This is a genomic window from Kitasatospora phosalacinea (genome assembly GCF_030268885.1).
Lineage (GTDB): Bacteria > Actinomycetota > Actinomycetes > Streptomycetales > Streptomycetaceae > Kitasatospora > Kitasatospora phosalacinea_C.
Genome location: NZ_BSSA01000024.1, coordinates 35384 through 47476 on the forward strand (window position 1 = coordinate 35384; position 12093 = coordinate 47476).

The 12093-nt window shown below is 75.1% G+C and carries 11 protein-coding genes; 8 read left to right on the forward strand and 3 right to left on the reverse strand.

Annotated elements, in window-relative coordinates; genetic code table 11:
* Positions 1 to 24: 24 nt before the first annotated feature.
* On the reverse strand, positions 25 to 549 hold the full coding sequence (locus tag QSK52_RS27995; RefSeq protein WP_285738960.1) for a gluconokinase: 525 nt from the start codon (positions 547 to 549) through the stop codon (positions 25 to 27).
* A 165-nt stretch (positions 550 to 714) separates the two neighbouring features.
* Between QSK52_RS27995 and QSK52_RS28000 the strand changes: the two genes are divergently transcribed.
* Together QSK52_RS28000 and QSK52_RS28005 are read left to right on the forward strand one after the other, a co-directional pair.
* Positions 715 to 1413, forward strand: coding sequence for a FadR/GntR family transcriptional regulator (locus QSK52_RS28000; protein ID WP_285738961.1), 699 nt, complete (start codon positions 715 to 717; stop codon positions 1411 to 1413).
* Between the two features lie 211 nt (positions 1414 to 1624).
* Positions 1625 to 1921, forward strand: coding sequence for a hypothetical protein (locus tag QSK52_RS28005; RefSeq protein ID WP_285738962.1), 297 nt, complete (start codon positions 1625 to 1627; stop codon positions 1919 to 1921).
* Positions 1922 to 1949: 28 nt separating this feature from the next.
* Here the strand turns inward: QSK52_RS28005 and QSK52_RS28010 are convergent, their stop codons facing one another.
* Positions 1950 to 2726 carry a helix-turn-helix transcriptional regulator gene (locus QSK52_RS28010; protein WP_285738963.1) on the reverse strand — a complete coding sequence of 259 codons (777 nt, stop codon included), beginning with the start codon at positions 2724 to 2726 and terminating at the stop codon, positions 1950 to 1952.
* 55 nt (positions 2727 to 2781) lie between these two features.
* Here QSK52_RS28010 and QSK52_RS28015 point away from each other — a divergent pair, with 55 nt between their 5' ends.
* The 3 genes from QSK52_RS28015 to QSK52_RS28025 all read left to right on the forward strand — a co-directional run bounded on the left by QSK52_RS28015 (position 2782) and on the right by QSK52_RS28025 (position 5369).
* Positions 2782 to 4014, forward strand: coding sequence for an MFS transporter (locus QSK52_RS28015; protein ID WP_352230315.1), 1233 nt, complete (start codon positions 2782 to 2784; stop codon positions 4012 to 4014).
* A gap of 10 nt (positions 4015 to 4024) precedes the next feature.
* Entirely contained in the window at positions 4025 to 4495 is a 471-nt protein-coding gene (locus tag QSK52_RS28020; protein ID WP_285738964.1) for a PPOX class F420-dependent oxidoreductase, read from the forward strand.
* A gap of 79 nt (positions 4496 to 4574) precedes the next feature.
* Positions 4575 to 5369 (forward strand): hypothetical protein, encoded by a 795-nt coding sequence (locus tag QSK52_RS28025; RefSeq protein ID WP_285738965.1) that lies wholly within the window; start codon positions 4575 to 4577, stop codon positions 5367 to 5369.
* 53 nt (positions 5370 to 5422) lie between these two features.
* Here QSK52_RS28025 and QSK52_RS28030 read toward each other — a convergent pair whose 3' ends face one another.
* Positions 5423 to 6517 (reverse strand): NADH:flavin oxidoreductase/NADH oxidase, encoded by a 1095-nt coding sequence (locus QSK52_RS28030; RefSeq protein ID WP_285738966.1) that lies wholly within the window; start codon positions 6515 to 6517, stop codon positions 5423 to 5425.
* A 111-nt stretch (positions 6518 to 6628) separates the two neighbouring features.
* Between QSK52_RS28030 and QSK52_RS28035 the strand changes: the two genes are divergently transcribed.
* The 3 genes from QSK52_RS28035 to QSK52_RS28045 all read left to right on the forward strand — a co-directional run bounded on the left by QSK52_RS28035 (position 6629) and on the right by QSK52_RS28045 (position 11894).
* A complete protein-coding gene (locus QSK52_RS28035; RefSeq protein WP_285739043.1) occupies positions 6629 to 7012 on the forward strand; it encodes an ArsR/SmtB family transcription factor in 384 nt (127 codons plus the stop codon).
* Between the two features lie 367 nt (positions 7013 to 7379).
* Positions 7380 to 9044 (forward strand): glycosyltransferase family 2 protein, encoded by a 1665-nt coding sequence (locus QSK52_RS28040; protein ID WP_285738967.1) that lies wholly within the window; start codon positions 7380 to 7382, stop codon positions 9042 to 9044.
* 15 nt (positions 9045 to 9059) lie between these two features.
* On the forward strand, positions 9060 to 11894 hold the full coding sequence (locus QSK52_RS28045; RefSeq protein WP_285738968.1) for an acyltransferase family protein: 2835 nt from the start codon (positions 9060 to 9062) through the stop codon (positions 11892 to 11894).
* Positions 11895 to 12093: the final 199 nt, after the last annotated feature.

Genomic DNA, 12093 nt, shown 5'->3' on the forward strand with positions numbered 1-12093 from the left:
GGTGTGACGTGGGGGTCGGGTGCCTCAGCGGGCCAGGGCGGCGACGGCGCGGCCGACGAGCGTGTCGGGGTCGGCGTCGACGTCCAGCACGGTGCCGTTCTCGTCCGCCTGGAGCGGTTCGAGGGTGGCGTACTGGGAGTCCAGCAGCGAGGGCGGCATGAAGTGGCCGGTGCGGTGCGCCAGCCGGTCGCCGACCAGGTCGTGGCTGCCGGACAGGTGCAGGAAGAACGCGTCCGGGCAGGCGGCGCGCAGCACGTCGCGGTAGCGGCGCTTGAGCGCGGAGCAGGTGACCACTCCCCCGCTGCCCGCCGCGGCCCGTTCGCCCAGCCAGCCGCCGAGGGCCTGCAGCCAGGGCAGGCGGTCGCGGTCGTCGAGCGGGGTCCCGGCGCTCATCTTGGCGATGTTCGCGGCGGGGTGGAAGTCGTCGGCCTCGGCGTACGGGAGGTCGAGGCGGTCGGCGAGCAGTCGGGCGACGGTGGTCTTCCCGACTCCGGAGACGCCCATCACCACGACGACGGGCGGCTGCTGGTTCTCGGCGCTGAGAGCCATGGATGGTGCTCCTGTCCTTGCCTGCTTGCGTGGGCAACCTTGACGCAAAGGTATGACTTATTCAAGCGACCGAAACACAATCGTCATACTTTTGGGTGTCCGGGCTGGTGGAGGGCGGTGGGACGGGGGCCGCTTTCCCCCGGAGGGCGCCGATAAGCTGGCCCGATGGAGATCCAGGGCCTGCCCGGCCGCCTGCTCGCCGTCCTCGGCCCGGCGATCGCCTCCGGCGAGCTGCCGGAGGGGACGGTGCTGCGCGCCGAGGAGCTGGAGCAGCAGCACGGGGTGTCCCGCACGGTGGTGCGCGAGGCGGTGCGCATCCTGGAGTCGATGCGGATGGTCGAGCCGCGCCGCCGGGTCGGCACCACCGTCCGCCCGAAGGCCGACTGGGACGTGTTCGACCCGTTGGTGATCCGCTGGCGGCTGGCCGGGGCGGACCGCTCCGCCCAGCTGCGCTCGCTGGGCTCGCTGCGGGTCGCGGTGGAGCCCGCCGCGGCGGCGCTGGCGGCGCGCTGCGCCGACGACGACGACCGCCGCGAACTGAGCGCGCTGGCAGTCGAGTTGACGGTCACCGCCCGGGCGGCCGACCTGGAGTCCTTCCTCGCGCACGACATCGCCTTCCACGCGGTGGTGCTGCGGGCCTCCGGGAACGAGATGTTCGCCCACCTGAAGGACACCGTGGGCGCCGTCCTCACCGGCCGCACCGAGCACCACCTGATGCCGCACCGGCCGCGCGAGTACGCGGTGCAGCTGCACCGGGAGGTCGCCGAGGCGATCTGCACGGGCGACCCGGAGCGGGCGGAGCGGGCGATGCGCACCATCGTGGTCGGCGCCCTGGAGGAGCTCGACGCCACCCTGCCGGACTGAACTCCCGTACCCGGCCCGTTCGGGGGGCGGGGCGCCCTTGCGGCCCCGGTTACGATCCTGACGGGGAGGCGGCGGGGCCCCGGGGAGGCGCCGCCGCGACACGCCCACGGTCGACTGGACCGGCCGGCTCGGCGGCATGGCTCCCCCCGGACGGGGCAAGGCTGGTCCTGGTGCGTCCGACCGGACGCGCGCGACCGACAGGGGGTGGGCAATGGCCGTTCGTCGGCGCGGTCGACTGCCGGACGAGGTCCGGGCGGCGGCCGTCCGGGCGGGCATGTCGTTCGCCTTCGCGCTGGTGGCCTTCGTGGTGGCGCTGTTCGCCTCCTGGGCCCACACCGGCCTGCTGACCCCGGCGTTGGCGCTGATGGGGCTGGGCGTCTTCGGGCTCGCCTGGTGCCTGATCGACGTGGTGGTCTCCCGGCAGGTCGCCGCCTCCCGCCGCCGCGCCCCCAACTCGGCCGACCCGCTGGACGGTTCGCGCGAACGCGGCGGCCCGCGGCACCGCTGACGGCCGCCGCGGCCGGGCCGGCGCACCGTCAGTCCTGCTGGTAGCGGCCCGGGGTGGTCCCGAAGGCGTGCCGGAACGCCTCGATGAACGCGCTCGGCGAGCGGAAGCCGCAGGCCGCCGCGGTGGCGGTGACCGAGCGGCCCTCGGCCAGCAGCACCAGGGCGTGCTGCAGGCGCAGTTGGGTGCGCCACTGCGGGAAGCCGAGGCCGAGCTCGGCCCGGAACAGCCGGCTGAGGGTGCGTTCGGCGGCGCCGACGGCCCGGCCGAGCGCGGCCAGCGAGCGGTCGTCGGCGGGGTCGGCGGCGAGCAGCGCGGCCAGGTCGCGCAGCCGCGGGTCGGTGGGCCGCGGGAGGCCGAGCGGGAGTTCGGGGGCGTGCGCGAGCTGGTCCAGGGCGGCCTGTTCGAGCGTCCGGGCGGGGCGTCCGGTGGGGGCGTCGGGGCCGGTCAGGTGGGCGATGATCTCGCGCAGCAGCGGGGTGACGGCGAGCACGGCGGGCGCGGCGAGCCGCAGCGGGTTCGTCCCGGCCGGGTAGATCAGGCAGCGCAACTCGCTCGGCCCGTACGCCTGTTGGGCGTGCGGCACCCCGGCGGGCAGCCACACCGCGCGGTGCGGCGGGACGACCCAGCGCCCGTGCGGGGTGCTCACCTCCAGCACGCCCAGGCCGGGCGTGATCAGCTGGTTGACGTCGTGCCAGTGCCAGTCGATCCGCTGCCGGTGGGACAGCGGGTGGCGGCTCGGGCCGGTCTCCTTCAGGTGCGCGGCGCGCGAGGGGCCGTCCTCGGACGGTTGGCGGGTTGGCGACACGGGTTGGCAGAATACCGGAAGCCCGCACGCCCCGGCGGCCGCCAGTCTGGTCCGCATGACGAGCATGACGACCCCCGGGAACGGGACGGGCGAACCGGCCGGCGTGTGGCGCCGGATGCGGATGTGGGGCGCGGCGCACGCCGTGGACGACCTCTACCAGGGCCTGGTGCCCGCGGTGGTGCCGTACTTCGTGCTGGAGCGCGGCTACGGGTACGTGGCGGCGGGCGGGCTGACCCTGGCGGCGACGCTGGGCAGCGCCGTCCCGCAGCCGCTGGTCGGCCTGCTGGTGGACCGGCGCCCGCTGCCCTGGCTGTCGGCCGCCGGGCTGGCGCTGGCCGGGCTGGGCGCGGGGCTGAGCGGGCTGGCCGACGGGTACGCGCTGGTGTGGCTGCTGGTGCTGCTCTCCGGCCTGGGGGTGGCGGCCTTCCACCCGGCGGCGGGGCGGGCGGCCCGGGAGGCGGCGGGCGACTCCACCAGTGCGATGAGCGTCTTCGCGGCGGGCGGCAGCGTCGGGTTCTTCCTGGCGCCGGTGCTGGCCACCCCGCTGCTGTCGGCGTGGGGCGTGCGGGCGACGGCGGTGTTCGTGCTGCCCGCGCTGCTGATGGCGGCGGTGCTGTTCCGGGCCCGGCACCGGACGTACCCGCACGCCGGGGGCGGGGCGAAGCGCGCGGGGCGGGACCGCTGGCGGCCGTTCCTGGTGCTGACCGGGGTGGAGGTCGTCCGCTCGGTGGTGTTCTTCGGCGTCAGCACCTTCATCGAGCTGTACTGGCTGCGGCAGTTGCACGCCTCGCACCTGCTGGCCGGGGCGGCGCTGACCTGCTTCCTGCTCGGCGGCGTGGCGGGCACCCTGGGCGGCGGACGGCTGGCCGACCGGATCGGCATGGTGCGCACCGCGCAGTGGGGCACCGCGCTGACCGTCCCGGCGCTGGTGCTGCTGCGGGTGACGCCCGGCGCGTGGGCGCCGCTGCTGTTCGCCGTGCTGGCGGGCGCGACGCTGAACCTGCCGTTCGCGGTGCTGGTCAAGCTCGGCCAGGACTACCTGCCCAACCGCCCCGGCACCGCGGCCGGCGTCACCCTCGGCCTGGCCGTCAGCGTCGGCGGCCTGGTCGCCCCGCTGTTCGGCCTGCTCGCCCAGCACCACGGCCCGCAGGGCGTGCTGGCCGTGCTGCCCGCGGTCCCGCTGCTGGGCGTGGCGCTCGGCGCGTTCATGGTCGAACCGGGCCGCTGGAAGGACCCGGACGACGCGGCCCCCGACCTCGAACCGGCCGGGAGCGCCGCCGCCTCCTAGGCTGGGCGGCATGAGCCCTTCGATCGCCACCAACACCCGGGTGGGCCTGGCCGAACTGCTGGAGTTCGTCCGCCCCCGCCACCGCGCGCTGCTGATCACCCGCCGCACCGACGGCACCCCGCAGGCCTCCCCGCTGACCTGTGGGGTGGACGACTCCGGCCGGATCGTCGTCTCCACCTACCCGGAACGGGCCAAGACCCGCAACGCCAAGCGGGAGGCCGCGGTGAGCGTGGTGGTGCTCTCGGACGAGTGGAACGGCCCCTGGGTGCAGGTGGACGGCGAGGCCGAGGTGCTGGACATGCCGGAGGCCCTGGAGCCGCTGGTCGAGTACTACCGCACCATCGCGGGCGAGCACCCGGACTGGGACGAGTACCGCGAGGCGATGCGCCGCCAGGACAAGTCGCTGATCCGGATCACCCCGCTGCGCTGGGGCCCGATCGCCACCGGCGGCTTCCCGGCGCGGCTGGCGCCCGCGGAGTAACCGCCGAGCAGCGGCCGCCGCCGCGGCGGGCCGGAAAACCGGTCGGGCGGGTCGGGCGGGTGTGCCAGGATCGGCTGCCGTGAACACCGTGCAGAGCTGGGACGACCTGTCCGTCACCGAACAGGTGCTGGTGCGCCGCGCCGTCGACGGCACGAGCCCGCGCGGCAGCGCGATGCACGTCACCGCCGTGCTGCGCCGGGCGGGTTCGCCCGGGGTGCCCCGGCGGCGCAACGCCTCGCCCGCGGAGGAGCTGGCCCGGGTGCCGGAGCTGGCCGCGGCGGCGCACCGGCTGGTCGCGGGCGGCTGGCTGACGCTCCGCCGGGCGCTGAGCACCGCCTTCGTCCAGGAGGACGGCCCGGCGGTCACCGGCCCCGAGCTGGCGCGGGTGCTCGCCGATCCGGCGACCTGGCTGCTGCCCCGGGACGGCCGGAACGACCTGCCCGTCCTGTCGCTGCGGGCCACCGCGGAGGGTCGGCGCCTCTGGGAGGCCGCGGCGTACGCGCCGGGCGCCCCGGGCACCGTCCACGAGTGGGAGCTGACCGCGGACGAGGAGGCGGTCGTGGTCTGCGCCATGGAGGCGAGCGGTTGGCTGACCGGCCTGTGGGGCGTCCTCGTCGAGCCGCCGGCCGACCTGGCGGGCGAGGAGCTGCGGGCGTTCGTCGCGGCGGACGCCGCCCCGCTGCTCCGGCTGGTCCGGGCCGGGGCGGTCGAGGTGCTGCACGTCGCGGAGCGGGGCGCCGAGCCCGCCGTCGTCCCGCCGGAGGACCTGCTGGACGCCCTGTGCGACCGGGAGCTGCGCCGGGACGACGGCGACGAGGTGGAGGTCGGGTTCACCTGCGTCCTGACCCAGTCACCGGCCAACGCCCTGCGGTGAGCGCCACGGCGCGCAGGCCCGGGCCGGGGCCTGCGCGCCGAGGCGCGGCGGGGTCAGCCGCGCGGGCCGACCGCGTAGCCGTACTGGACGGGCCAGGTGCGGGGGACGCCGAGCTCGCGGGCGGCGTGCAGCGGCCAGTAGGGGTCGCGCAGCAGCTCGCGGCCGAGCATGACCGCGTCGGCGCGGCCCTCGGCGACGATCTCCTCGGCCTGGGCGGCGTCGGTGATCAGGCCGACCGCGTTGACCGGGAGGCCGGACTCGCGGCGGATGGTCTCGGCGAACGGCACCTGGTAGCCGGGCTCGATGGTCATCTGCGCGTGCGGGACGTTGCCGCCGGTGGAGACGTCGACCAGGTCGACGCCGAGGGCCTGCAGCTCCTTGGCGAGCAGCACCGACTCCTCGACCGTCCAGCTGGGCTCCTCCGGGAGCCAGTCGGTGGCGGAGACCCGGAAGAAGACCGGGAGTTCGGCGGGCCAGACGGCCCGCACCGCGGCCGCGACCTCGCGGGCGAAGCGGCTGCGCCCGGCGAAGTCGCCGCCGTAGCCGTCGGTGCGGTGGTTGGAGACCGGGGAGAGGAACTGGTGGGTGAGGTAGCCGTGCGCGCCGTGCACCTCGACCACCTGGAACCCGGCGGCCAGCGCGCGGCGGGCGGCGGCGGCGAAGTCCTCGACGAGCTCGGCGATCTGCGCCTCGGTCAGCTCGGCCGGGACGGGGTAGCCCTCGTTGAACGGCAGCGGGGAGGGACCGACCACCGGCCAGCCGCCCCGCTCGACCGGGAGCGGGCCGCCGCCGGCGCCGGGCTTGTCGGTGGAGGCCTTGCGGCCCGCGTGGGCGAGCTGGATGGCCGGGACGGAGCCGTGCTGGGTGATCAGCGCGGCGACCCGGGCGAGCTGCTCCTGCTGGCGGTCGTTCCACAGGCCGAGGTCCCAGGGGGAGATCCGGCCGTCGGGGCGGACGCCGGTGGCCTCGACCATCACCAGTCCGGCGCCGCCCGCGGCGCGGGAGCCGAGGTGGGCGAGGTGGAAGTCGGTGGCGGCACCGGTGTCGGGCCCCTCGGGCGCGGCCGAGTACATGCACATGGGGCTGAGCCAGATCCGGTTGGGGATGGTCAGCGAGCGGAGGGTGATGGGCTCGAACAGGGCGCTCACGGCAGCCCGTCCTTCCTGTGGTCCGGACACGACTTCTTCGCCTCGTACGATACCCACCGTACTACGAGAACTGTCAAACTACGAGGTCTGTCGTACTATGGCGGCGTGAGCATCGACCACGACCAGGACTGCCCCGGCCTGCTGCCCGAGCCCCCGACCGCGGAGCTGCAGCTGGTGTGCGTGCTGCACGCCCTGGCGGACCCGATGCGGCTGCGGATCGTCGCCGAGCTCGCGGGCGCGGGCGGCGACGAGCTGAACTGCCTGGCGTTCGAGCTGCCGGTCACCAAGTCGACGATGACCCACCACTTCCGGGTGCTGCGCGAGGCCGGGCTGATCCGCCAGCACCGGCGCGGCACCTCGAAGATGAACGCCCTGCGCACGGAGGACCTGGCCGCCCGCTTCCCCGGCCTGCTGGAGGCCGTGCTGGCCGCCCTCCCGCACTGCCCGCGGGGCGCCGACGCGCCCCCGCCCGCGGGCGTCGCGGCCGGCTGCTGACCCGACCGCCCCGGAGGGCACCGGGCGCCGCCCCGGAGGGCACCGGACGTCGCCCCGAGGGGTGTCGCCGGATGCCCCGCCCGTCACCGAGTGCCACCTGACGGCCCGTCACCTCGCGGCGCGAAGCCGCCACTGCGCGCGGCGGGCGCCCGCCACCCCCGCCCCGGAACCACCGCGCCACTCTGCACGTCAACCGTCCCGTGGGACCCTCGCGCTCCGCGGCGGCGATCTTTCCTGACACGGTCATGCCTGGTCACACGGCCTTCACCCGAGTTGTTCCGGCGTTCATCCACCGTGGTCATTTGGTCTATACCAATCAGGTAATCTGACCGGCGACAGGTGTCAATGTCTGGCCGTGGGGGGCCCAATGACTGCCAATCACCTTCCGTCACCACCATCCGATCAGGAGCTCTACTGGTACTTCGGGCCTCAGCGCCGCTGGGTCCCGCTGATGTCCGCGCTCGCCTTCACGGTCAGCGCCGCCACGATGCTCAGCTTCTCGCTGCGCACCCCGGCCCTGTGGCCGTTCCTCGCCGTCCTCGGCGTCAACGCCGTCGCGCTCGCGCTGACCTGCCTGAACGGCCTGCGCCGCCGCCGCTTCACCCGGGCCGGGCACGAACTGCTGGTCTCCGCCTGGCAGCCCGCCGAGCCGCCGTCCGTCGACCTGTACCTGCCGACCTGCGGCGAACCGCTCGACATCCTGGCGAACGCCTACCGCGCGGTCGCCCGCACCACCTACCCGGGCCGCCTCGACGTGTGGGTGCTCGACGACGCCGACCGACCCGAAGTCGCGTCCCTGGCCAAGGAGTTCGGCTACCACTACGTGGTCCGGCCGAACCGCGGCGAGTTCAAGAAGGCCGGCAACCTCAACCACGCGCTGACCCTCAGCACCGGCGAGTACGTCGCCATCCTGGACGCCGACTTCGCGCCGCGCGCCGACCTGCTGCAGCACCTGCTGCCGTACTTCGGCGACCCGGGGGTCGGCATCGTGCAGAGCCCGCAGTGCTTCGACACCGACGCCTCGATGGGCTGGGTGCAGCGCGCCGCGGGCTCCGCCCAGGAGTGGTTCTTCCGCTGGGTGCAGCCCAGCCGGGACGCCTCCGACGCCGCCATCTGCTGCGGCTCCAACGCCGTCTATCGGCGCACCGCGATCGACGCCGCGGGCGGCTTCGCCCGGCTCGACCACAGCGAGGACATGTACACCGGCCTCGCCCTGCACCAGCAGGGCTACACCACCCGGTACGTGCCGGTGCTGGTCGCCAAGGGCACCTCGCCGGACTCCACCACCAGCTTCGTCAACCAGCAGTACCGCTGGACGATGGGCAACCTGCACCTGATCGGCGACCGGGCCACCCGCAGGGCGATGACCTGGCGGATGCGCCGCTGCTTCGACGAGGGCATCGTCGGCTACCTGGCCGCCGCCGTGAACGTGCTCACCGCCCCGCTGCCGCCGCTGGTCATGCTGTTCGCCTTCCCCGGCGAGGTCCGCGCCTGGTACGTGCTGCCGATGCTCTCCCTGCTGTGGCTGTGGCACGTGCTGCTGCCCCGGGTCAGCCGCACCCGCTGGCGCTCCGAGGTGCTGCGCGCCAACGTGCTGATGAGCTTCGCCGCCGCCACCGCCTACTGGCACACCGTCCGCGGCCGCAGCGCCGCCTGGGTGCCCACCGGCGTCGCCAAGCCCGGCCGCTCCGGCGGCATGGCCCGCAGGGTGCTGCTGGTCTCGCTGCTCTGGACGGCCGGGACGCTGCTCGCCACCGCCGTCGGGGTGGCCGCCGCCACCTACCTGCACGGCTGGCACACCACCTGGGGACTGGCCCTGTACCTGGCCGTGCAACTGCACCTCGGAGTGCCGCTGATCCGCGACCTGTACGCCGAACTCCGGCCCCGCGCAACAGAATCCACCGAATCCGGGGCCCGCCCGGCGATGCGTCCGCGGCGCTGGCCCGAGGCCCTCGCCGTCACGAGCACGCTCGCCCTGATCGCCCTGCTCGCCTCCGGCTGGGCGGCCCCGATGCTGCCCTGGCTGGGCTGAAAGGTCCACGCTCCCGTGTCCACCAGTACCGCCCCGCTCACCGTCGTGCTGCGACAACCACCGGTCGAGCGGCCGAAGTTCCGACCCGACATCGAGGGCCTGCGGGCCGTCGCCGTGCTCGCCGTGCTCGCCTTCCACGCCGCCGTACCCGGCTTCGCGGGCGGCTTCGTCGGCGTCGACGTCTTCTTCGTGATCTCCGGCTACCTGATCACCGGCCTGCTGCGCACCGAGACCGCGCACAGCGGACGCGTCCGGCTCGCCGAGTTCTACTCCCGCCGGGCCCGCCGACTGCTGCCCTCCGCCGCCGTGGTGCTGGCCGCCGTCGCCGTCCTCGGCGCCCTGCTCACCGCCCCGCTGCGCCGCGCCGACCTGGAGCGCGACGTCCTCGCCTCCGCACTGTCCGTCGCCAACTGGCGCTTCATCGCCGAACAGACCGACTACCTCGCCGCCGGACGCGACCCGAGCGCCCTGCTGCACTTCTGGTCGCTCGCCGTCGAGGAGCAGTTCTACCTGCTCTGGGCCCCGCTGCTGGCCCTGGCCGCCCGCTGGGCCTGGCGCCGCCGCACCCTGCTCGGCCTGACCCTGCTGCTCGGCGCCGCCTCCTTCTGGCTCTCCCTGCACTGGAGCGCCGGAGCCTACCTCTCCACTCCCACCCGGGCCTGGCAGTTCGCCGCCGGAGCCGCCGTCGCCCTGCTGCCGGTCCGCCGTCTCCCGCGTGCGGTACGGGAGTTGCTGGGGATCGGCGGCCTGGCCGGGGTGCTCGCCGCCCTGCTGCTGTTCGACGGGCGCACCCCCTACCCCGGGTACGCCGCCCTGCTGCCGACCGCCGCCACCGCCGCGGTCCTGCTGGCCGGCTCCGGCGGCACCCACCTGGTCGGCCGGGCGCTGTCGCTCGGCGCGCCGCGCGCGATCGGCCGGCTCTCCTACAACCTGTACCTGTGGCACTGGCCGGTGCTGGTCCTCGCCGAGGCCCGCTGGGGCACCCTGCCCTGGGGCGTCAAGGCCGCCCTCACCGCCGCCGCCGCGCTGCCCGCGTACGCCGCACTGCGCTGGCTGGAGCAGCCGCTGCGCCGCAGCCGGGTGCTGGGCGAGATCCCGCGCCGCGGCCTGTCGCTGGGCCTGACCGCGGTGGTCTTCCCGGTGCTGCTGGCCCTGGTGGTCGGCTCCGGCACCCTGCGCACCCTGGGACCGGCCACTCCCCCGGACCCGTCCGGCCTGCCCCCGGGCGCCCGCACCGGCAGCAGCCTGCTGGCCGCCGCGCCGCCCCCGCACGCGCCGACCGTCCCCAACCCCGTCCAGGCCCGACAGGACTTCCCGCCGGACGGCGCCTGCGAGGTGGACCCGGCCGACACCACCAGCCCGCCGTGCCGCTTCGGCACCGGCGAGGACCGGATCGTGCTGCTCGGCGACTCGCACGCCGGGCAGTGGTTCTCCTCGCTGCTCGGCATCGCCGCCCAACACCACCTGTCCGTCGAGGAGTTGGTCAAGCAGGGCTGCCCGCTGCCGGAGATCGAGGTGGTCAACCCGCAGTTGGGCCGCACCTACCACGAGTGCGACACCTGGCGGGCCAACGCCCTGGCCCGACTGGGGACGGGCCCCAAGCCCAAGCTGGTCGTCCTGTCCACCCTCAACCGCTACACCGCCGACCGGGCCGCACTGCTGCGCGGCTGGGAGCGGACCCTGGCCCCGCTACGGGAGCTGGGCGTCCCGATCGTCTACCTGCAGGACACCCCGGTCCCCGGCCGGGACGTCCCGGCCTGCGTCTCCGGCCACCCCGACACCACCTCCGCCTGCGACTTCCCGCGCGCCGAGGGCCTGTACGCCGACCCGCTGGCCGAGGAGATCGCCGCCGGGAGGTTCCCCGGCGTGCAGAGCGTCGAGGTCAACTCGGTGCTCTGCCCGGGCGGCGGCCGCAGCTGCCCGGCCGTGCTGGAGCACGTGCTGCTGTACCGCGACGACTCCCACCTGACCAACGCCGCGGCCGTGGTCCTCACCCCGCGCCTCGACCAACTCCTCACCGACCTGGGCGTGTTCGGCACCGGCTGGACCACCCTGCTGCGGGACGAGTTCGACGGCCCGGCCGGGAGCAGGCCCGACCCCGCCCACTGGCAGTACGACCTGGGCACCTGCTACCCCGGCTGCCCGGCCGCCCAGTGGGGCACCGGCGAGGTCGAGACCATGACCGACTCCGCCGAGAACGTCCACCTGGACGGCAAGGGCGCCCTGGAGATCACCCCGACCCGGGACGCGGCGGGCCGCTGGTCCTCCGGCCGGATCGAGTCCAGGCGCGCCGACCTCGCCGCCCCCGTGGACGGAGTCCTGCGCCTGGAGGCCGAGTTGGCCCTCCCCGACGTCCACGGCAAGGCCGCCGCCGGGTACTGGCCCGCGTTCTGGGCGCTCGGCGGCAAGCTCCGCGACGGGTACACCGGCTGGCCCGGCGTCGGCGAGTTCGACGTCCTGGAGTCCGTCGGCGCCCGCGGCGTGTTCGGCACCCTGCACTGCGGCACCACCCCCGGCGGGCCCTGCCGGGAGCCGGGCGGCCTCGGCTCCGGCGAACAGCCCTGCGCCGACTGCTGGGGCACCTTCCACACCTACACCGTCGAGATCGACCGCTCCACCAGCCCCGAACGGGTCCGCTGGCTGCGCGACGGCACGGAGTACTTCCGGGTCACCGCCGACCAGGTCGACCCCGCCGCCTGGGACCAGGCCGTCCACCACGGCGTCTTCCTGATCCTGAACGTCGCCGTCGGCGGCAACCTCCCCGCCGCGTACGGCAGTTCCCCCACGGCGGCGACCGAACCGGGCCACCCGATGAGGATCGCCTCGGTCACCGTCTCGACCAGGGGCTGACCGGCCTCCGCACCACGAGCGCCCCCGCTCCGGACGTACCGGGGCAGGGGCGCTCCGCCGTGCCGTCAGGACTACAGGTCGTACCAGTTCGACCAGGTGTGGGAGTCCCAGCTGGCGTTGATGCCGTGGACCTTGCCGTCCGCGGTGGACCCGAACACGTGAGCACCGTTGGCGTCCGGCACCGCCGCGATCTGCTTCA